Source organism: Streptomyces sp. NPDC085946 (assembly GCF_044540485.1).
Classification (GTDB): Bacteria; Actinomycetota; Actinomycetes; order Streptomycetales; family Streptomycetaceae; genus Streptomyces.
Genome location: NZ_JBITSF010000022.1, coordinates 1 through 19,788, shown reverse-complemented (window position 1 = coordinate 19,788; position 19,788 = coordinate 1). Strand labels below are relative to the sequence as shown.

General features: G+C 70.6%; 16 protein-coding genes and 3 pseudogenes. 12 read left to right on the top strand and 7 right to left on the bottom strand.

Annotation, left to right across the window (positions count from 1 at the left end):
* Nucleotides 1-202 precede the first annotated feature (202 nt).
* Entirely contained in the window at nucleotides 203-496 is a 294-nt protein-coding gene (locus ACIF8T_RS32110; protein WP_400039889.1) for a helix-turn-helix domain-containing protein, read from the bottom strand.
* Between the two features lie 65 nt (nucleotides 497-561).
* Here ACIF8T_RS32110 and map point away from each other — a divergent pair, with 65 nt between their 5' ends.
* Nucleotides 562-1,344, top strand: coding sequence for a type I methionyl aminopeptidase (map, locus tag ACIF8T_RS32105; RefSeq protein ID WP_400039888.1), 783 nt, complete (start codon nucleotides 562-564; stop codon nucleotides 1,342-1,344).
* 122 nt (nucleotides 1,345-1,466) lie between these two features.
* Here map and ACIF8T_RS32100 read toward each other — a convergent pair whose 3' ends face one another.
* Nucleotides 1,467-1,688, bottom strand: coding sequence for a hypothetical protein (locus ACIF8T_RS32100; RefSeq protein WP_400039886.1), 222 nt, complete (start codon nucleotides 1,686-1,688; stop codon nucleotides 1,467-1,469).
* A 301-nt stretch (nucleotides 1,689-1,989) separates the two neighbouring features.
* Here ACIF8T_RS32100 and ACIF8T_RS32095 point away from each other — a divergent pair, with 301 nt between their 5' ends.
* Together ACIF8T_RS32095 and ACIF8T_RS32090 are read left to right on the top strand one after the other, a co-directional pair.
* On the top strand, nucleotides 1,990-2,391 hold the full coding sequence (locus ACIF8T_RS32095) for a hypothetical protein (protein WP_400039884.1): 402 nt from the start codon (nucleotides 1,990-1,992) through the stop codon (nucleotides 2,389-2,391).
* A 490-nt stretch (nucleotides 2,392-2,881) separates the two neighbouring features.
* Nucleotides 2,882-5,311 (top strand): SpoIIE family protein phosphatase, encoded by a 2,430-nt coding sequence (locus ACIF8T_RS32090; RefSeq protein WP_400039883.1) that lies wholly within the window; start codon nucleotides 2,882-2,884, stop codon nucleotides 5,309-5,311.
* 38 nt (nucleotides 5,312-5,349) lie between these two features.
* On the opposite strand, the gene ACIF8T_RS32085 is transcribed toward ACIF8T_RS32090, so the two are convergent.
* Nucleotides 5,350-5,640 (bottom strand): hypothetical protein, encoded by a 291-nt coding sequence (locus ACIF8T_RS32085; protein ID WP_400039881.1) that lies wholly within the window; start codon nucleotides 5,638-5,640, stop codon nucleotides 5,350-5,352.
* A 243-nt stretch (nucleotides 5,641-5,883) separates the two neighbouring features.
* Between ACIF8T_RS32085 and ACIF8T_RS32080 the strand changes: the two genes are divergently transcribed.
* Nucleotides 5,884-7,098 (top strand): glycosyltransferase, encoded by a 1,215-nt coding sequence (locus ACIF8T_RS32080; RefSeq protein ID WP_400039880.1) that lies wholly within the window; start codon nucleotides 5,884-5,886, stop codon nucleotides 7,096-7,098.
* 429 nt (nucleotides 7,099-7,527) lie between these two features.
* Here the strand turns inward: ACIF8T_RS32080 and ACIF8T_RS32075 are convergent, their stop codons facing one another.
* On the bottom strand, nucleotides 7,528-8,880 hold the full coding sequence (locus ACIF8T_RS32075) for a phosphatase PAP2 family protein (protein ID WP_400040054.1): 1,353 nt from the start codon (nucleotides 8,878-8,880) through the stop codon (nucleotides 7,528-7,530).
* Between the two features lie 1,500 nt (nucleotides 8,881-10,380).
* Here ACIF8T_RS32075 and ACIF8T_RS32070 point away from each other — a divergent pair.
* The 3 genes and pseudogenes from ACIF8T_RS32070 to ACIF8T_RS32060 form a co-directional block, all read left to right on the top strand.
* Entirely contained in the window at nucleotides 10,381-10,848 is a 468-nt protein-coding gene (locus ACIF8T_RS32070; RefSeq protein WP_400039878.1) for a transposase family protein, read from the top strand.
* Between the two features lie 292 nt (nucleotides 10,849-11,140).
* Nucleotides 11,141-12,871 (top strand): endo-1,4-beta-xylanase, encoded by a 1,731-nt coding sequence (locus ACIF8T_RS32065; RefSeq protein ID WP_400039876.1) that lies wholly within the window; start codon nucleotides 11,141-11,143, stop codon nucleotides 12,869-12,871.
* Between the two features lie 295 nt (nucleotides 12,872-13,166).
* Nucleotides 13,167-13,575: pseudogene (locus ACIF8T_RS32060) on the top strand (aldo/keto reductase); the annotation flags it as partial.
* Between the two features lie 115 nt (nucleotides 13,576-13,690).
* On the opposite strand, the pseudogene ACIF8T_RS32055 reads toward ACIF8T_RS32060, so the two are convergent.
* Nucleotides 13,691-13,885: pseudogene (locus ACIF8T_RS32055) on the bottom strand (oxidoreductase); the annotation flags it as partial.
* Nucleotides 13,886-14,217: 332 nt separating this feature from the next.
* Nucleotides 14,218-14,643, bottom strand: coding sequence for a VOC family protein (locus tag ACIF8T_RS32050; protein WP_400040053.1), 426 nt, complete (start codon nucleotides 14,641-14,643; stop codon nucleotides 14,218-14,220).
* A gap of 730 nt (nucleotides 14,644-15,373) precedes the next feature.
* Here ACIF8T_RS32050 and ACIF8T_RS32045 point away from each other — a divergent pair.
* The 3 genes from ACIF8T_RS32045 (at nucleotide 15,374) to ACIF8T_RS32035 (ending at nucleotide 16,949) form a co-directional block, all read left to right on the top strand.
* Nucleotides 15,374-15,553: a hypothetical protein gene (locus ACIF8T_RS32045; RefSeq protein WP_400039874.1), complete on the top strand. Its 180-nt coding sequence runs from the start codon at nucleotides 15,374-15,376 to the stop codon at nucleotides 15,551-15,553.
* Between the two features lie 51 nt (nucleotides 15,554-15,604).
* The gene (locus ACIF8T_RS32040; RefSeq protein ID WP_400039873.1) at nucleotides 15,605-16,447 is read left to right on the top strand and encodes a hypothetical protein; all 843 of its coding nucleotides are present in this window, start codon (nucleotides 15,605-15,607) and stop codon (nucleotides 16,445-16,447) included.
* 262 nt (nucleotides 16,448-16,709) lie between these two features.
* The gene (locus tag ACIF8T_RS32035; protein WP_400040060.1) at nucleotides 16,710-16,949 is read left to right on the top strand and encodes a hypothetical protein; all 240 of its coding nucleotides are present in this window, start codon (nucleotides 16,710-16,712) and stop codon (nucleotides 16,947-16,949) included.
* Here ACIF8T_RS32035 and ACIF8T_RS32030 read toward each other — a convergent pair.
* Nucleotides 16,862-17,598 (bottom strand): annotated as a pseudogene (locus tag ACIF8T_RS32030) (IS5 family transposase). The gene ACIF8T_RS32035 and the pseudogene ACIF8T_RS32030 sit on opposite strands and share 88 nt — an antisense overlap.
* Before the next feature lie 125 nt (nucleotides 17,599-17,723).
* Here ACIF8T_RS32030 and ACIF8T_RS32025 point away from each other — a divergent pair.
* Both ACIF8T_RS32025 and ACIF8T_RS32020 read left to right on the top strand, forming a co-directional pair.
* Nucleotides 17,724-19,406, top strand: coding sequence for an ISAzo13 family transposase (locus ACIF8T_RS32025; protein WP_400039871.1), 1,683 nt, complete (start codon nucleotides 17,724-17,726; stop codon nucleotides 19,404-19,406).
* A 215-nt stretch (nucleotides 19,407-19,621) separates the two neighbouring features.
* Nucleotides 19,622-19,788, top strand: a 167-nt coding sequence (locus ACIF8T_RS32020) for a helix-turn-helix domain-containing protein (RefSeq protein WP_400040051.1), incomplete at its 3' end; no start/stop codon positions are given.

Genomic DNA, 19,788 nt, shown 5'->3' with positions numbered 1-19,788 from the left:
GGGGCGCCGAGCACGGGTGTGGGAAGCAATCCTCACCGGTTGCGGGTCCCTGTCCGGTCCGTGACCCCCGCACCGTGCCGTTCCAGGGTGCCGAATCCCCCATGACGACGAGCGCCGGCATGGGGGTGAAGTCCTCGGCTCTCCATGTGTGACTCAACGGCGCACCCGACCGGTGATGCACAGGCAGTGGTGCGCCTGGCTGTCACGCGCGCTGTCCGACAAGCGGGAGCGATGGGTCCTCGGCCGGGCGCTGGGGCTGGTTGATCTCCGCCCAGACCGTGTCCAGGGAGAGGCCCAGGGCGCCGGCGATCGCCGCGATGGTCGGGAAGGCGGGCGTCGCGACGCGGCCGGATTCGATCTTCCGGAGGGTCTCGGGCGAGACGTGTGCGTCGAGCGCGACCTCGAGCATCGAGCGGCCCCCCCGTGCCCGGCGCAGCAGGGCGCCGAGGCGCTGTCCACGTTCTACCTCGGCGGGGGTGAGCGGCAACCTGACCATGAAGCCATTCTAATACCGGTATAGTTAGACCGGGATAATTATTGGAACAAGGAAAGCTGCTCCCCGTGATCGAGATTCTGAACACCACGCGTCTGACCAGGGCGAAGGTCACCGGCGCCCTCGTGGGCGACATCCTGCAGACGCTGAGGCGCCGCAGCACGGTCGGCACGAGCCTCCTGGACATCGACCGGTGGGCCAAAGAAATGATCATCGAGGCGGGGGCCCGGTCCTGTTACGTCGACTACGCACCCTCCTTCGGGCGCGGCCCGTTCGGTCACTACATCTGCACGGCGGTCAACGACGCCGTGCTGCACGGGCGGCCCTACGACTACACACTCGCCGACGGAGACCTGCTGACCCTCGACCTCGCCGTCTCCAAGGGCGGAGTGGCCGCGGACGCCGCCATCAGCTTCCTTGTGGGCGACGCCCGTCCCGAAGAGAGCGTCGCAATGATCGAGACGACCGAGCGCGCGCTCGCGGCAGGCATCGCCGCCGCCGGCCCCGGGGCGCGCATCGGGGACCTCTCCCATGCCATCGGCACCGTCCTCGCAGAAGCGGGTTACCCGATCAACACCGAGTTCGGAGGCCATGGCATCGGATCGACGATGCACCAGGACCCGCACGTCCCGAACACCGGACGGCCCGGCCGCGGGTACAAGCTGCGCCCCGGACTGCTGCTGGCCCTGGAACCCTGGGTCATGGCCGACACCGCCACACTCGTCACCGACGCCGACGGCTGGACGCTCCGCAGCGCCACAGGCTGCCGCACCGCCCACAGCGAGCACACGATCGCCATCACCGACGACGGAGCCGAGATCCTCACACTGCCCGGGCAGACCCACCCGTGACAGCCTCGCTTCGTCGAAGTTCCCCCTGACGAGCTGAAATCGGTAATCAGGGGAGTCGCGGGGGAGGCATCGATGTCATGGCCCATGACGCCGGTGCCCGTGGGGCAGGGGGTTGCCTCGCCCTACCAGATCAGGCACCAGTAACGGCCGTGGTTGCCGATGCCGATGCGGCTGCCTTGCGGGATCAGGCTCGGGTCCGGCCGTCCCACGGCCGCCATCGAGCACGCCGGGTCGCCGGCCACCTCCGCCGCGGCCATCCGCCGAGCGGCGGCCACTGCCGTCGCGGACGTGTACCACGTGGTGGTCGCCGGCTTGATGCCGCCGCGCGTCGGTGTCGGCGTCACCGGCCCGGGCGGGGGAGTGGGGGCGGAGGCGGACGGTGCGGGCGTCGACGGCCCCGACCGTGCCGGTGCCGGGGTCGTCGCGGCTCGCGAGGGCCGGGGCGAGGGTTCGGGTGTTGCGGGCCGGCTGTGTGCCGGGGTCGCCTTCCGCGTCCGACCGTCGGACGCGTCCGGCGTCGCCGTCCCTCTCGTCGTCGCCACCGTCCGGCGGGGCGTCGGCTGGTGTGCCGACGGCTGCGGCTGCCCGGTCCCGTCCGCCGGTGTCGGCCGCTCGCCGGGCGGGGTGGGCTGTCGGGAGCGGGTCGTGGCCGTGGGCCGCTCGCCGGGCGGGGTGGGCTGCCGGGACCGGGTCGTGGCCGTGGGCCGGCCGCTGGGCGGTCCGGGTGGACGGGTGCGGTCCGCCCCCGTCGGCGCGGGCGAACGCGGATCGGTGGACGTCGGCCTGGGGGAGCGAGTGTCCTTCGGCGTGGGCTCGGGCGAGCGCGACTCCGACGCTGTCGGCGGTGACGTGCTCGGCGTCTCCGGTTCGGGCGTCCAGGTCGGCAGCGGGTTCAGCGTCGGCAGGGACAAGTCGGTCGAGGGCGAAGGCTCCGGGCGAGGCATGTCGCCGTCCTGCGCCACCAAGGCCCATATGCCCACGCCGCCGAGGGCGAGCACGACGGCGCCGCCCGCGATCCACGGTGCCCGTCGGGGCGGGCGTCGGTGACGGTTCATGGTTCTTACTGTCCTACGGGTCAGGGCGGGACGCCCCCCGCTGGTGCGCTCCGAAGGCCGTACCGCCTACGAGTCCGTACTCCATGCGGGTGTCGCCGCCGAGCACCGGAACCGGCGTCACACTGCCCCGGCGCCTTCCCGGTCGCCGCTGTGGGTCCGCGGCGCCTGGTGCACGGACCGGAGGACGGCCGCGGGCGGTACTGCCACCACGGCACCGGCCTCCGGGGTGCCCCTGTGTCTCTCGTCAAGCGAGGCGAGCTCCCTGCGGACGACCCTTCCCGGCCCGATCGACCGGAGGAGCACCCGAAAAGAGCCGCTTCACCGTGCGCCAAGCACAGAAGAGGCGCGCCAAGAACAGAAGAGGCGGGAGAGCCGGAGCCGGAATCTGCGGTGCGGGACGGAGCCGGTGCGGGACGCCGCGAGGCCGCCGACCGGAGACCCCGGACGATAAAATGCCTTGTACTGGGATGAAATGGGTGAACATGGCACTACAGGACAACGGTGCTGAGAGCCGACCCGACGACACGCCCGAGCCGTGCGCCACGACCTCGACCACCGCCGTCGCCATCGCCGACGAACGGGGTGTGATCACGGGATGGAGCGAGGAAGCCCGGAGCCTGCTCGGTTACGTGGCCGGGGAGGTCGTCTCACGCCCCGCGGCCGATCTGCTCGTCTCGCACCTCCCCCCGTCGGTCCTGCGCCGTCTGGCGGAACAGGCGCCGTGGTACGGCGTCGTCCCCGCTCGGCACCGGGACGGCCGGACGGTGGACGTGATGGTCCGGGCCTGCCCGTGCCCGGACGGGGACGGGCGGACTCAATGGGTCCTCACGGCCTCGGCTCCCGACGGACCGGGCCCGCCCGGGGACAAGGGCACCCTGCTGAGGGAACTCACCCTGTCCCAGCTCCCGGTCGCAGTGGCGTTCTACGACCAGGACAACCGGGCGGTGGGAGCCAACGACGTGATAGCCCGGATAGTGGGCCTGTCCGAGGAGCAGATACGAGGGCGCCGCCTCATGGACCTCCTGCCCAGTCCGGCGTACGACGAATTCACGGAGCTCCAGGACCAGGTGGTGCGCACCGGGGAGCCCGTGCACGTGGTCCGGCACCTCCGGGCACCCACCGAGTCACGGAGGCGTACCTGGTCCGTGTTCCTCTCCCCCCTGAAGAACCACCTCGGCCAGGTGCAGGGATCGTCCATCGCGCTCCTCGACATCACCGAGCAGTACCTGACCCGCCAGCGGCTGCTGCTGGTCAACGAGGCCGGCAACCGCATCGGCAGCACCCTGGACATCACTCGCACCGCGCAGGAACTGGCCGACGTGATCGTCCCCCGGCTCGCGGACTACGCGTCGGTCGATCTGCTGGAGTTCATCCACCGCGGCGAGGAGCCGCCCGACGGCCCGCCGCGCGGTCCGGTCACCATGCGCCGGACCGCACGGCAGGCAGCCACCGATGCCCTCCTCGACATCATGCTCCGGCTCGGGAACAAGGTGGAGTACCCGCCGTCCGCGCCCACCGCCGAGTGCCTGGCCACCGGCCGTTCCACGGTGTACGAGGTGAACGGCTCCTCCATGGCCCGATGGGCGGCCCAGGACCCCGAGCGGGCCACCCGGCTCCTCCGGACCGGGGCGCACTCGGTGATGGTGGTGCCGATGCGCGCTCGGGGTGTCACTCTCGGCTCGGTCTTCCTGGGCCGCACCCGGCACCCGGAGACGTTCGCACAGGACGACGTCCTGCTGGCCGAGGAGATCACGGCCAGGGCCGCGGTGTGCATCGACAACGCCCGTCGCTACACCCGTGAGCGCGTCACGGCCATGACCCTGCAGCGCAGTCTGCTGCCCGTGGCACTGCCCCACCAGCCGGCGGTCGAGGTCGCCTCCCGCTACCTGCCCGCCGGAGGCCGGGCCGGCGTGGGCGGTGACTGGTTCGACGTCATCCCGCTCTCCGGCGCCCGGGTCGCCCTGGTGGTCGGCGATGTCGTCGGCCACGGGATCCAGGCCTCCGCCACCATGGGGCGGCTGCGCACGGCCGTCCGGACCCTGGCCGACATCGACCTGCCGCCCGACGAGCTGCTCACCCACCTCGACGACGTCGTCCTCCGCCTGTCCTCCGAGGCCGCGGCCGACGCCGACATCGCCGGAGACATCGGCGCCACCTGTCTCTACGCGGTCTACGACCCCGTCTCCCGCCGCTGTTCCCTGGCCCGCGCCGGCCACCCGCCGCCCGTCGTGGTGACCCCGGACGGCGAGGCGGCCTTCCTCGACCTCCCCGCGAGCCCACCGCTCGGCCTGGGAGGCCTGCCCTTCGAGGCGTGCGAGGTCGAACTGCCCGAGGGCAGCCTCCTGGCCCTGTACACCGACGGCCTGATCGAGGACCGCGGCCACGAGATCGACGAGAGGCTCGGTGCGCTGCGCCGGACCCTCACCCGGCCCGCGCAGACGTTGGACACGCTCTGCGACGACGTGCTCGCGACGCTGCTGCCCGCCCCTCCCGAGGACGACATCGCCCTGCTCGTCGCCCGCACCCGCGCCCTGGGAGCCGGGCAGGTCGCCACCTGGAACCTGCCCCCGGAACCCGTCGTCGTCGCCCAGGCGCGCAAGCAGGTCACCGACCAGCTGACGGCCTGGGGTCTGGACGAGTCCGCCTTCGTCACCGAGCTGGTGGTCAGCGAGCTGGTCACCAACGCCATCCGCTACGGCCAACCTCCCATCCAGCTGCGGCTGATCCACGACGGCAGCCTCATCTGTGAGGTCTCCGATGCCGGCAGCACCTCCCCGCACCTGCGCCGTGCCCGCTCCTTCGACGAGGGCGGACGCGGACTGCTCCTCGTCGCCCAGTTCGCCTGGCACTGGGGCACCCGTCACGCGGCGCAGGGCAAGACGATCTGGGCCGAGATACCTCTGACGATCTGAGCCGGCACGGCCATGGGCCGGCCATGGCCCGACCGGGTTCATGACGGACTGCTGCCGGCGGCGCAGGCCTCGTCCCACCGTTTGAGGACGAGACCCTCCAGCCCGGTTGCGGCCCGCGCGAGCCGGCTCTTCGTCACGGCCGGGCTGGCGGTCGACGGACAGCACGTCAGCGGCGCTGCCGGGCCGTACTCCGCGAACACCGCCGCAAGCGCCGCGCGTGCCGCACGAAGGCCGGCCGGACCCCGTACCACCGGTTCGCCGTCCGGTCCGATGCCGGCCGGCAACCGGGCGGGGGCGGCCGCCCGCACTTCGGGAAACGAGCCGGTCACGTCTGCCCCCGCTCCGGAGCGCAGCGGCACCGTCCGTCTGCGTGCACGGCGAGCCGGGCGCGGGAGCCGTCCCACTCGGCTCCGCCGCCCTCCCGCCACCCGCGTCCGTGAACGTGCCCTCCGCCGGGCCGCGCGGCCCGCCTGTTCGACGTCCGAACCGCCGGCGGCGAACAGCGGCCGCATGGCCCCGCCGTCTTCGTGGCAGGCGATGGTGGCCGGACGGCCGCCGAGGAGAATCACTCCATGCGCATTCTGATCATCACCGCCGGTTCACGGGGAGACGTCGCTCCCTACACGGGCCTGGGGCGGCGCCTGCTGGAAGCAGGTCATCAGGTCGCCGTGGCCGCTCACCCGTCCTTCGCCGCCCTGCTCGGCGGGTGCGGTCTCGACCACCGGCCCGTGCCGGGAGACCCGCGGGGGCTGATCCGGGACTGGGCCCGGGCGGCATCGCGGGAGGAGACACAGGCGCTGACGAGGGCGTACGCGGACGGACTCGCCGACGGGGTGGCGAAGGCCGTGGCGGACGGTGCCGACCTGCTGCTCACGGCCTCCGGCCCGGCACCGCTCAGCCGGACGGCCGGCGAGGCGTTCGGCGTCCCCGTCATCGGCACCTACCTCGTACCGTCCTTCGCCACCGGGCGGTTCCCGTTGCCCAACGCCCGGAACACCGGCGGCCCGGGACCGGAGGGCAACCTCGCCGCGGGCCGGGATGTGCTCAGGCGCGCGGAAGGGGTCTTCGCCGGCGCCGTGACCCGGCTGCGCGCCCTCCTCGGACTGCCCGCCGGCGCGCCCGCGGCACCGGTGGACGTCCGGCCGGTCTTCCACGGTTTCAGCCCGCGGGTGGTGCCGCGCCCGGAGGACTGGCCGTCCTGGGCGGAAGTAGTGGGCTACTGGTGGCCCGCGCGGCCGGACGGCTGGCAACCGCCGGCCGAGCTGGTCGACTTCCTCCAGGCCGGTCCGCCTCCGGTGTTCATCGGGTTCGGCAGTATGGCGGTGGGGCAGGGGGAGCGGCTCGGTGAGCTGGTGGCCGCGGCGGTGCGGCGGGCAGGCGTGCGCGCGGTGGTGCAGGAGGGGTGGGCCGGTCTGAGCGGCCGCGGCGACGACGTCCTGGCCGTCGGCGACGTCCCGCACGACTGGCTGTTCCCGCGCGTCGCCGCCGTCGTCCACCACGCCGGGGCGGGCACCACCGCAGCCGGACTGAGGGCCGGCGTGCCCGCCGTGCCCGTTCCCGTCATGGCCGACCAGCCGTTCTGGGCGTCCCGGCTGTACGAGCTGGGAGTCGCCCCGCGGCCTGTGCCGTTCCAGGGCCTCACCGCCGAAGCCCTCGGCGACGCGATCACGGCCTGCCTGTCCGAGCCGGCCCACCACCGCCGCGCGGCCGGACTCGCCCGCGGGATCGCCGCAGAGGACGGGACCGCTGCACTGCTCGCCCACATCAGCGCACAGGGCGCCGGATGAGACCGCATCACCGTACTGCCGTGCCGAGCCGCCCGAGGCACTCCGCCGCAGCCGGTGCTGCCGAACACGCGGACGGTCCGAACGCCACCACGCCCCGGCCGCTCCCATGGGCGACCAGCGGGCTGACCGCCCTCGCGCGGGCGGCCCGCGGACCTGGCCGGCGTGGCCACCCACCGGGCCGACCCGCGGATGACCGACGCGCTCACCCGGCACCCGGGGCTGCGCGACGACGTCGTCCTCGCCCGCGACGCGGTAGCGGTTGCCGCGAGCACCGGCCTGGGGCGGGGGATACCAGGAGCGAGCGGTGCGGGCGAGGTCTTCCCGGCAGACGCCCAGGAACGCGTCACGGGCGGCCACCACGGCCTGACCACAGACCCGGCACGTCGTCACGCACCCGCGCCCCCGCGCCCCACTAAGGGGGCAACGCCCTCAGATCAGTTCGGGTTGCGGTTCCGGCTGCCGCGCCGGCGCGGTCCTCGGCTCCCACAGCGTGGTCGTCCGCATGTAGCCGTAGATCACCGAGAGCATCGCCAGCACCAGCAGGGGTCCGGACACCCAGGGATGCTCGGCCATCGCCAGCGGCAGGAACCGATAGGACAGCAAGAGCGCGGCGAAGACCGTCGCACCGTGGACGACCAGCAGGACCCCCGACCGGTTCCAGCCCTGGTCGAATGAGCGCAGGGCCGCCTCGATCGTGAGCGTGAACACCACGCCGGCGATGAGGTCCGCACCGTAGTGGTAGCCGAACCCCAGCGTCGCGGCGAGCGTGGCGACCAGCCAGAACGTTCCTGCGAACCGCAGGACGCGAGGGCCCTTCCGGGAGTGGATGAAGATCGCGGTGGCCCACGCCGTGTGCAGGCTGGGCATGCAGTTCCGCGGGGTGACCTCGTCGAACGGCATGGGATGCGGGGTACCGACCGGCGGCAGCGTCCTCGGCCACAGGTCGGCCACGGCCCAGGGCTCACTGGGCGGCATGTCCGGCGCCCACAGGCTGACTGCCGACCAGTGCTCGGCGCCTGTGCCGTAGGCGAAGACCGGCCCGACCACCGGGAAGATCATGTAGAAGGCCGGCCCGACGAGGCCGATCACCAGGAACGTGCGCACCAGGTGGTGGCGCGGGAAGCGGCGCTCGACCGCCACATGGCGCAGTTGGTACAGCGCGGCGATGACCGCGGCCACCGCGAGATTGCCGTAGACGAAGTCGAGGAAGTTGAAGCCGATGGGGCCGGTGGCCGTCACGATCCGGCCCGCCAGCCACGAGGGGTTGCCCAGCGCGTGATCGGCGGTGGCCACGTACTGGTCGAGCACTGTCGGGCGGGTCATGGAGGTGATGAACAGCCAGGTGTCGCCGGTCTTGCGGCCGGCCACCAGCAGCAGGGCCAGCCCGACGCCTTTCAGCAGCAGGACCCGTTCCCGGCCGGTGCGGCGGGTGACGGCGATGACCCCACTGCCCAGGATCACCCAGAGGGCGCCGTTGCCGAAGGGGTGACCGCCGTTCGTCCCGGCGTCGACCGCCCACCGAACCGCCAGGAAGGAGACGTCGACACCGATCGCCGTACCCACCGCGACGAACCGTTCCCGCCGGGTGAGCACCACCATCATCAACGCCATGGCGGCGTACAGCAGACCGCCCGACTTGGGGGCGTACACCACCTCCCGCACCTGGTTGGTGATCGGCCCCGGCACGCCGTAGTGGCGCGCGGTGAACTCCAGCGCGACGAGGAACCCCAGGGTCACGGCCCCTGCCGCAATCCAGAGGGCCGTCCGCGGTTGACGCCCCAGAAAGAAAGCGGTTCTTCGACGCGTCGGCGAAAGGTTCTGCGGTGGTATGTGGCTCACTTTTGGCTGCTTCTCTAGATGTTGGTCATGTCAGGGCGGATTCCGCTCGTCGCTTTTCGTCACTTTTCGGCCGGAGTCGCTTCTCCTCTCAGGAAGGACGGTCCGTCGGAGCAAGACGGAAAGATCGCAGTCCGGGTTCCGGTGAGTTCGCCGCCGACCGTGCGTCATCCGCCGGCTCCAGCGCGGGGCATTGTCTTGGGGGTGCTGCCCATGGCTCCGGCGGCAGTCCGGCCACTGCTGTTCCCCGCAGCATCGACTGCTCGCGCCGAGGCGGGACGGACGCCGTCGCGGGCGGTGCCGCGGCAACCCGTGTCGCGGCAGCGGTGACGTCAAGGGGCCCGCTCGGCGGGCGTACAGGGGCCGTCGAGGACCGGCTGGGACAAGGCCGCGAGGCCGTCGTACGAGGAGCACCCGCCTCGTAACACCCGCTTCCGGGGCAGGCCCGGCCGAGGTGTCCGCAAGTGCGATGCGGTCACTTCGCCAGTGCTCCCGCCGCGTCCCCCAAAGCCCCGAAACACCTCGTGCCCTCTCGATCCGCCCCGGCACGCCACCCGTGCCCTTGGTGTGCCCCCCAGAGCGGACAGCCACGGTCGACAGCGGTGCCCCAGGTTTTCAGGCCGAGAGAAACACAGTGAATCCGAGCAGGTCAATAGCCCTGCGGAAGCCGCGCGAACACACAAGTGCCATCGCTTCTCGGGTCGCGATGGGAAGAGAAACCGACATACCGTATAGCTGCTGTGAAGCCATGATCCGTCTGACCATGACCAGCTTTATGACCTGACACCTCGCCGGCGAGAACACCATCTCGGGCACAGCCCCGCAAAGCCGCACCAACCGCATTGCGTCGCCGTCGGAGAGGTGGACACCGTCGTCACCGGGTGTCGCCACTGGGCGCCGTCACCGGGACAGCCGGGCCCAGGCAGCGCCCCCTCGCGCGCCCTACAACGGTGACCGCGTTGTACGGGGCGGGGAGAAGGCCGCCGGTTTCACGCCGGGCGCGATGCAGCGCTCCATCTCTCCGGTGCCGGTGAGGCAGGCACCGAAGAACTGCCCGACCGTGGAGGACAGTTCGCCCTTCGCGCGAGCCGAACCTGCGCAGTGGTGGCGTCATCGGTGCTGCTGCGCGGCCACGCGCCGAGGAACAGCTGCGCATAGCAGGACGGGCCCACCGCGGCCGCGGTGCGCACCGTGGTGGGCGTGGCCTGGCGCATGTCTCTTCGGCGGGCTGGCCGGTTGATCCAGTTGATATCGGATGTGGCTGTCCGATGAGTGATCACTGAGCGCGTTCCATCCTGAAAATCGCAGGTCATGGGCCCTGGTGTGGGTCGTGGCTGGTGGGCTCCGGCTGGTCGGAGGCGAGATCGTCAGGACGTGATCGTCTGTCACGGGTGAGGTCGGGCGTTCTGAGGCGGGCCCGATGGCTGGCCGCGTAGGTTCCGCAGCATGACGGATGTGCTGACGCGGAGGGTGCAGCAGCGGCTTGAGTCGGAGGAACGTGCGGAGCTGTTGCGCACGGAGCTGGCCGGTATCTCCTCCGCCCGGCCCGGCCGGTCCAGCGGGATCACCGCCGCCCGCCACGACAAGATCACCGCGCATCTCCGCGAGGCCGGCCTCGGCGCCCTGGCCGACCTCGGCTTCGTCGGCCCGGACGACCGGCTTGACGACGACCCCGTGATCATCACCGGCCGCAAGGCCACCCGGAACCACCAACTCACCGACGCCGAGAAGGAAGCGAACCGGCTGATCAGCCGCGAACGCGCCACCGTCGAGCACGGGTTCGCCCACCTCAAGTCCTGGCGCATCCTGACCAAGACCCGCACGAACGCCCGCCACGCGACCACCCTCTTGCGGGCCCTCCTCGTCCTCGCGAACACCGGGTCCAGAGGTGACCGACGATCACCCCCGCAGTGATCATGATGCTGACCCGCAGGAATCCGTCACTCCCGGACCACACCAGCCCCGCGAACTGCGGAATCAGGATGAAACGACCCCATTCCTGACCGTACCGACCGCTCTCCGGCCGTCGTTCCCGAACGGTCCTCGGCCGACGGTCCCTCACTCGCACCTGAAACAATCGCGATCAGTCACAGTGGGGCGGCGCGATCGGTTGCGCACCGTTCTTGCCGCGGCTGGGGAGGACGGTGCTCGGCGACGGTGTGGCCGAGGGCGGCGATGCCGTCGGAAGACGGGCTGAGGATGCGGAGTGCTGCTGTTCATGCGGTTTCGAAAGAGCGCTGTCATCGCGGTTGTGTGTGCCTTGGTCGCTGGTGTCTCGGGGGACCGTGCCGGCACCTCCGCGCCCGCGGGGGGACCTGTGGAGGACCTCCTGAACGGCAGGGACTGGGCTCACTTCGCCGGCGGGAGGCCCACGCACGCAGGGGTACGGGTCACACCCCTCGACCGGCGCATCACACGCCAGGACGGTACCGGCGGACAGCCGAACCCACCGGTGAACCTGCGCGGTCCCCACATGGTGTTCCGAGGGGATGTCCGGATCGAAGCCGGCCTGCGGCGCACGGATGACACGGATGCCTACCTGCATCTGTACGGTGAGACGCCGGTCATCTACGACGAATGGCGCTACGGACGGCGCGGCGTGCGCATCGGCGTGGTCGGCGGGAGGCTCCGGATCGACCGCTGGGACGGGGACTCCGACAGACCTGCGATGACCCGGACCTTCGGGAGCGGCCTGGGGCCCGAAGTCCGCCTCGCCGTCGAAGTCCGCGCAGACAGGCTTGTGCTGGAGGCCGACGGCAGGGTCGTGGGAACCGTTCCCGCGCGGGACGTCTTCGGCAGTGGCCGCATCTGGTTCGGCGCGGATGCGGGAGCCCGCGGGAAGGGCTGGACCCTCAGCGATCTCCACGCGCGGTCACTGGGACGGGGCCGGATGTCCGTCGTGGACGCGCCTGGCCTGCGAGTGCCCCGGTCCAGCGATGCGATGCGTGATCTGGCGGCGGTTCTCCCACGCCCGATCCGTATGGGAACCGCCCTGGCCGCGGGCCCCTTGCTGACTGACAGCGCCTACCGCCGGACGGCGGGTGAGGAGTTTTCCATGCTTACGCCGGAGAACGACTTCAAGCCGCAGTTCGTCCAGCCTCGACGCGGCGTGTTCGCGTTCGCGGAAGGCGATACCTTGGTGGACTTCGCCGAGGCCAACAGGATGAAGGTGCACGGCCACACCCTCGTCTGGTTCGAAGCCCTCCCCGCATGGATGCGCGCCGAGATGACGCACGAGCAACGCAGGCGCGTCATGGTGGAGCACATACGCGCGGTAGCGGGCCACTTCCGGGGGAAGGTGGCGGAATGGGACGTGGTGAACGAGCCCATGTCCGACGAGGACGAGGACTACTCCAACGGCAACCGGGGCGTGCGGCCACAGTTGTGGTTCGAAGCGATGGGTGAGCAGTACATCGACATCGCCTTCCATGCTGCCCGCGAGGCCGACCCGCACGCGGTGCTTTACCTCAACGAGTACGGGGTGGAGGAGGACGGTCCACGCTGGGATGCCCTCTACGCGCTGCTGATCCGGTTGAAGGAGCGGGGCGTTCCGATCGATGGCGTCGGTTTCCAGGACCACGAATACGCCGTCGGCGACCGTACCGACCCCGAGGTCTTCCGACGCAAGGTCCGGGCTTTGGCCAAGCTCGGCCTGAAGGCCCGGGTCTCGGAGGCGGACGTCCTCGTCGACGAGGACGAAGAGGACATCCAGGCCCGCCAGCTGGCGGGGAAACTCGCGGTCTGCGTCGAAGAACCCAACTGCACCTCGTTCTCGACCTGGGGTTTCACCGACAAGTACGGCTCCACGGCTGACCTGCGACACTATCCCCCGAGTCCGGGAAACGCTCTTCCCTGGGACGCGACGTACGAGGTGAAACCCGCCTACTGGGCACTGCGTGACGTCCTGGACGACGCTCGCCGCTCAGGTACTGGATAGGTACGGCGAACACCGCGAACGACCAGCGGGATCGTTTCGTCCTGCTTCCGCAGTTCGCGGGGCTGGTGTGGTCCGGGAGTGACGGATTCCTGCCGGTCAGCCTTGCGGCCGGTGATGATCACGGGGTCGTCGTCGGGCTGGTCGTCCGGGCCGGCGAAGCCGAGGTCGGCCAGGGCGCCGAGGCCGGCCTCGCGGAGATGCGTGGTGGTCTTGTCGTGGCGGGCGGTGGTGATCCCGCTGGACCGGCCGGGCCGGGCGGAGGAGATCCAGATCAGGTTGCACCAAGGCACAGGGGCTGGCCGACAAGGTGCTCGAACGGGCCGCTCTCCTGCGGGACGGCTGCGAGGATCTCGTACGGGAAGGGCTGATCCGCGCGTACGCATGGAGCACTGACGCCCCGGGGCGCGCGGCCCTCCTTCGCCGCGGGCCCGCACTGCGCGGCCGTGCAGCACCGCTGCAACGTCCTCCAGGACGCGCCCGAAACGCTCGCCCTGTGTGAGGCGTCCGACCACGCGAGCATCAACCGCAGCCCGCTCGCGATGGGGCTGCTGACCGGAAAGTACGTTTCGGGGAGCACGCTCGCCTCCGGGGACATCCGCAGTGCACCGCCTGCCTGGCTGCCGGGTTTCGCAGCGGGTGGTGGCGCCGATCCGCAGTGGCTGGAGCGCATCGAGGCGGTACGTTCCGTCCTCTCGAGCCGCGGCAGCAGTACACCTTGGTCGCGGACAGCGGTTCGTTCAGCCACACGGCCAGGTCCAGCGGGCCGCACTCGTCCTGGGGGTCGAGGTGCACGCGGCCGCCGTAGGCGTGCGTGAGGTCCGCGCGGAACGCCATTGAGGCGCGGGTACGACCGCCGTACAGCAACTGCCACTCAGTGCCCGTCATTTCGGCTTGCCGGATCATCGGCAGCAGCGGGGTGATCCCGATGCCGCCCGCGATGAACAGGTAGCGGTCGGCCGGCACCAGGGGAAAGTGGTTGTGCGCCCCGCCCGCACCCACTCGGTCCCCCCGCATCAGCCGGTCGTGCACGTAGGCCGACCCTCCACGCCCGGCGGGATCGCGCAGGACGGCGATGCGGTAGCCGTACGGGTCCCAGCGGTCACCGCACAGGGAGCACTGCCGCGTGATCCCGTTCGGCAGCACGGGATCGATGTGCGCCCCGGGCGTCCAGTCCGGCAGCCGGACGCCGTCGGGGTGGTCGAGGGTGAGGGACACGACGCCGTCCGCGACGACGTCCTTGGCGCGGCCCGGCCACACGAACCGACAGCCTCGCGATCGCCTGCCAGGCCGCACTCCGTCTCGCGAGCATCCTCGTCCGGACCTGACGCCGACCCAAGAGGCAGAACCTAGCCGATCCGTTCGGCCAGAGCGACGATGATTCCCGAGGGACCGCGGAGGTTGCAGAGCCGGTAGACGTTCTCGTACTGCGCCACCTCACCGAGGAGTTCGGCACCATGGCGGCGCAGCCGGGTGATCGTGTCGTCGATGTCGTCGACGGCGAACATGACACGGTGCAGGCCCAGAGTGTTGGGTGGCGGGTCGAGCGGTCCGGCAGTGATCGCCGCGGGGGTGTGGAACTTCGTCAGCTCCAGCTTGCCGTGACCGTCCGGGGTGCGCATCATCGCGATGGCGCTGCGGACCCCGTCGAGGCCGACCGTCCGGTCTGCCCAGATTCCCTCGATATGCGCTTCGCCTTCCAACTCCATGCCGAGCTCGGTGAAGAAGGCGATGGCAGCCTCCAGGTCGTCGACGACGATGCCTACGTTGTCCATCCGCTCGATCGTCACGGGGTGCTCCTTCTCCTTCGCGCGGTCCGTTCTGACTACTGGTACCTCTGGGACGGAACCGGTGCCGCGTTCTCGGCACCCGGACGTGTCGATCTCCTGGGTGCTTCACCTTGTCGACGACCTGCGGCTCGCGATCGCCTGCCAGGTCGGACTCCGCTTCGCGAGCATCCTCATCCGGACCCGGCGCTGACCAAGGAGACAGAAACTGACGAGCCTGGACGCCCTACACCTACACGGACGCCGGGCTGGGGGCGACGGAGACCAGCCGCACCGCGACCACGACCCGCACCTACTGCTACGGCTCTGCGCAACCGCACGCCCTGACGGCGACCACCACCGCGGCCTCCTGCACCGGTGTCACCCCTGCCTACGCCTACGACGCGGCCGGCAACACCGAAACCCGCCCCGACGGCACGGCCACCCAGACCCTGTCCTGGTCACCCGAGGGCAAGCTCAGTGAGGTGAAGGAAGGGACCTCGGCCACCGGCTACGTCCACGACGCCGACGGCAACCTGCTCGTCCGCCGCAACGCCGCCGGGGAGACGGACCTCCACCTCGGCACCACCGAGGGCACCTGGACACGACCACCGGCAAGTTCTGGGCCCAGCGCTACTACGGCTTCGACGGCAACGGGATCGCCCTGCGCACCAACAAGTCCGGCACGGACACCCTGTGCTGGCCGGCCACCGACCACCACGGCACCTCCTCGGTGGCGATGGACGCCACCACCCAGGCGGTCACCAAGGGCTACAGCACTCCATTCGGCGCGCCCCGGACCGGCGGCAGCGGCACCTGGCCCGACGACAAGGCCTTCCTCGGCAAGACCGCCGGCGCAGCCACACCGCGGTCCCCGCCGCAGACACACCGCCCCTTGGTCGTCGGCCCGCTCCGATAAAGTCGGGCCGACGACCAGGGCCTCCGAAACATTGACAAAGGCACGCGCCTGGTGGACGACGAGACCCCGACCATGGACGTGGCCGTGTGGGCCACGCTCGACGACCAGGCGGCGACGCCCCGCGGCGACCTCCTCGTCCACTGGTTCCGCACCGCCACCGACCGGCTCTTCCCCGCCGGGGACGAGGAGACGGCCGGATCCTGGGCCCTGGTCAGCGAGTCGATGACCGGCGGCCGGGACATCCGGGTGCGCGACGCCCGCGCACACTGGGACCAACTGGCCGACGCGCTGCGGTCGTCGCCGTTCCACGCCGCGGCCGGCTTCCACGCGCCCGCCCTCGACGACGGGGACGCCTGGGTCGACGACGTGGGCCGCGTGGGAGGCACACAGACGGGTCGCGGCGGCAGCCACACCGAGCTGTCGGCGGCAGTACGGGGCGCCGAGCGCGTCGCCGACGCCGCGTGGTGCGCGGGCCTGGTCGCCTTCCTCGCCGCCGCCCTGGACGGGGCCAACCCGGCCTTCGCGCGGATCGACCACCGCAACTTCCACGAGACCACCGATCTGGAGGCGGTGCTCAAGCGCCCGCGGCGCCGCTCCCTGCGGGAGTCGCGGACCCTGCTGCGCGGCTACTCCTGGGTCACCGGCGTCCCCGCCGAACTGGCCGACCGGCTCGGCGGTACGGCCGCGCTGGAGGCCACCGGCGCCTTCCACGCGGTGCACCCGCTACGCGCGGGCGGCCTGCTGCTCCAGGCCAGCGAGACCCTCGCCGCATACGACGACCGGCACATGGAGGCGGTGTTCCGCGCCCTGGCCCCAGTGCTCCCGCCGGGCCTGCCCGGTGAGGATCCCGGCCGCTCCGTACGGGTCGTCCGTGAGGACGCGAGCCGGGTCTGAGCGGGCCGAAGCTGCCCACAACGGCGTTGACCCCGCGATGAGTTCCGCAAACATGCCGCGGACAAGCCTCGGCACGGTCCGCATCCGGGCCGACGCTCGGAGGGGTGCCAGTACTGCAGCAGCGTTTCGCTGTCTGACCTGGTCGGAGGAACCCTCCAGGGTGTAGTCGGCCGGTTGTGCGTCAGGGACGGTCTCGCTGGACCGCCTCTGCAACGAGTGGATCGGGAAAACTGCCGGGCCCCGATACGGGCAGCACCCTGGCGTGATCGACGACCATGCGGCCGCGGCCCGGGAACGAGGACTCGACGACCTGTTCCTCCGCATCAGCCACCGGTTCGGCCGTGCCGACCTGCGGCACCGGATGCGGGAGTATGTGAAGGGCCTGCCCGCCCTCGTCGGCCGTAACTGGTCATTTCAGAATGAGGTTCGGAGTCGTCGCAAGCAGATGATGCTGCAGGCGAGTTGGAGCAGTCCGAGGTGGAGGTCGGCTCGTATTTCGTAGCGGGTCCGCAGGCGTTCGAACTGGTGGAGCCGGGCGAAGGTCCGCTCGACGACCCACCTGGTCTTGTCCGGGCCGGATCCGTGGGCGGTGCCCTTGCGTGCGATCTTCGGCGTGATGCCACGAGCGCGCAGGAGGCGACGGTACTTGTCCTAGTCGCAGTCCGGCAGGGGCGTGAGCTGGGTGACGTCGTGACGGTTTCCGCCGGTCGACGACACCGCAAGAGGTGTTCCGTGCCGGTCGGTGATCACATGGTGCTTGCTGCCGAGGCGGCCGCGGTCGACTGGCGAAGGTCCGGTGTGAGTCCTCCTTTCAGGGCCCGGATGCGCGAGCCGTCGACCGCGGCGTTTTTCATGTCCAGCAGACCCGTCCTGCGGAGTTCTGCGAGGAGGATCTCGTGCAGGCGGGGCCAGACGCCGGCCCCGGTCCAGTCCCGCAGGCGCCGCCAGCACCTCACCCCCCTGCAGCCGATCGTCTCGCTCGGCACGTCCGCCCAGGTCACACCGGTGCGCAGGACGTAGATGATCCCGCGCAGGGCGGCCCGGTCATCCGCCGGCAGCCGACCTGGATACCGCCGATGCCGCGGCGGACGAGGAGGAAGCAGCGGGGCGACACGATCCCACAGATCATCAGGCACAAGATCATCCGACACTCGCAGGAGTCTGCCGCCGGCCCCGCCCACAGCCAAGCCTTGCACCAAGCTCATTCTGAAATGATCAGTAAGGGCCTGCCGGGAAACAAGTCGTGGCTTCCTGCTGCGGAACTCGTTGTTCTGGTATGGGGAGACCGGAGGGGATCGAGGACGTCCTGGCTGCGAAGTTCCAGGCGTTGCTGCCGCATCTGGATGAGCGCCAGCGTCGGCTGGCCATAGGGGCGGAGGCACTGTCGCTGGGGCATGGCGGGATCCGGCTCGTCGCTGCAGCAGCCGGGGTTCGGGAAGGCACGGTCTCTCGCGGAGCGGCTGAACTGGACTCTGGTCAGGCCCCGCTGGGGCGGATTCGCCGGCCTGGCGGGGGTCGGAAGAAAGCCGTGGACCTTGATCCAGGGCTGCGACCGGCTCTGCTTGCGCTGGTCGAGCCCGACGAACGCGGTGACCCGATGTCACCGCTGCGGTGGACGACGAAGTCGACGCGGAAACTGGCAGCGGAGCTGACCCGGCAGGGCCACCGGGTCTCCGCCGACACGGTCGCCGGCCTACTACGGGAGGAAGGCTTCAGTCTGCAGGCCAATGCCAAGACCATCGAGGGCGCTCAGCACCCCGACAGGGATGCCCAGTTCCGATACCTCAACGAGCAGGCCCGAGAGCACCGGGACGCCGATGACCCGGTGATCAGCGTGGACGGCAAGAAGAAGGAGCTGATCGGCGACTACAAGAACGCCGGGCAGGAATGGCGGCCCGCAGCACAGCCCGTGAAGGTCAAGACGCACGACTTCCCCGGCCAGGCCGAGAAGGCGATCCCGTACGGAATCTACGACATGGCCGCGAACGCCGGCTGGGTCAGCATCGGAAACGATCACGACACCGCGGCGTTCGCCGTCGCCTCGATCCGGAACTGGTGGCAGGCCCGCGGCCGGCACGACTACCCCCGCGCCCGCCGACTGCTCATCACCGCCGACGGCGGAGGCTCCAATGGCTACCGCACCCGCGGCTGGAAGACCCAGCTCGCCGACCTCGCTGCCGAGAGCGGCCTTGAGATCACGGTGTGCCACCTACCGCCAGGCACCTCGAAGTGGAACAAGATCGAGCACCGGCTGTTCTCCCACATCACCATGAACTGGCGCGGCAGACCCCTGACCAGCCACGAAGTCATGCTCCAGACGATCGCCGCGACCACCAGCCGCACCGGCCTCACCGTCCATGCCGAACTCGACCACGGTGAGTACCCCACCGGCATCCGCATCAGCGACGACGAGATCGCCGCCCTGCCCATCACTCGCCATCGCTTCCACGGCGACTGGAACTACACCCTCCACCCCCAGCGTCCGATGGACGCCGCGACCACCGGCAGCACTCCAGACAATGCCCTGCCAGACGGACCGACGTGCATCTCCCGGCGTGCGCTCCAGGACCCGGAACTGACCGGGATGACCCGTCAGCACCTCAGCGAACTCATCGACGCATTGACCCCGGCGATGGAGATTCAACGCGAGCAAGTGCTCCGCACACGTCGAGGCCACGAGCGCCTGGTGGCCCCCGGCGCGGGCGCCAAGGCCAAGCTCACCCCAGCCGATAAGGTCCTGGTCACCGTGCTCCACCTGCGGAAGATCGCGACCATGGACCTCCTGGGTCAGCTCTTCAACACCACCGCCATGACGGTCAGCCGGGCTGCGAAAGACGTCCGCCCGCTCCTGGCCGCCCAAGGCGTTCGAGTCTTCGCCTCAACAGCCCGCTTCCGCACACCAGATGACATCGCCCGGTTCCTTGACCCCGGCAGCATCAAGATCAAATCAACGTGTTGATTCCCGGCAAGCCCTAAGTCGCTCGGGTACGGCTTGCGTTCACTCACCCGGTCACAGCACCAGATCAACAAGCGCGGACCGGCAGATTCCGCCCCGCAGCCACACCATCAGGTGACAGCAGATCCACTCAAAGAGTCATGAACCCCGCTACTGACCTTTGCGGCGTGATGTCGTTGAGGGCTGACGATGTGTGATCGTCGCGGTATGCCTGTTGTGTGAGATATCCGCAGGGTGGTGGGCTGACGCCTGAACGGCAGGCGTTTCGCGAGCGGATCCGGCTGGAGGCTGCGGAGCTATTCGCTGTGGGTGCCTCCAACGCCGAGGTCGCCAAGGACTTACGGGTGAGTGTGCGCTCGGTGCAGCGCTGGCGCCGGACCTGGCA

Excerpts from the sequence above, each read along its gene's own strand:
- ACIF8T_RS32025 (WP_400039871.1), top strand. The coding sequence starts at position 17,724 with ATGGGGAGACCGGAGGGGATCGAGGACGTCCTGGCTGCGAAGTTCCAG.
- ACIF8T_RS32050 (WP_400040053.1), bottom strand. The coding sequence starts at position 14,643 with ATGGACAACGTAGGCATCGTCGTCGACGACCTGGAGGCTGCCATCGCC.
- ACIF8T_RS32090 (WP_400039883.1), top strand. The coding sequence starts at position 2,882 with ATGGCACTACAGGACAACGGTGCTGAGAGCCGACCCGACGACACGCCC.
- ACIF8T_RS32045 (WP_400039874.1), top strand. The coding sequence starts at position 15,374 with ATGGACGCCACCACCCAGGCGGTCACCAAGGGCTACAGCACTCCATTC.
- ACIF8T_RS32110 (WP_400039889.1), bottom strand. The coding sequence starts at position 496 with ATGGTCAGGTTGCCGCTCACCCCCGCCGAGGTAGAACGTGGACAGCGC.
- ACIF8T_RS32080 (WP_400039880.1), top strand. The coding sequence starts at position 5,884 with ATGCGCATTCTGATCATCACCGCCGGTTCACGGGGAGACGTCGCTCCC.
- ACIF8T_RS32070 (WP_400039878.1), top strand. The coding sequence starts at position 10,381 with ATGACGGATGTGCTGACGCGGAGGGTGCAGCAGCGGCTTGAGTCGGAG.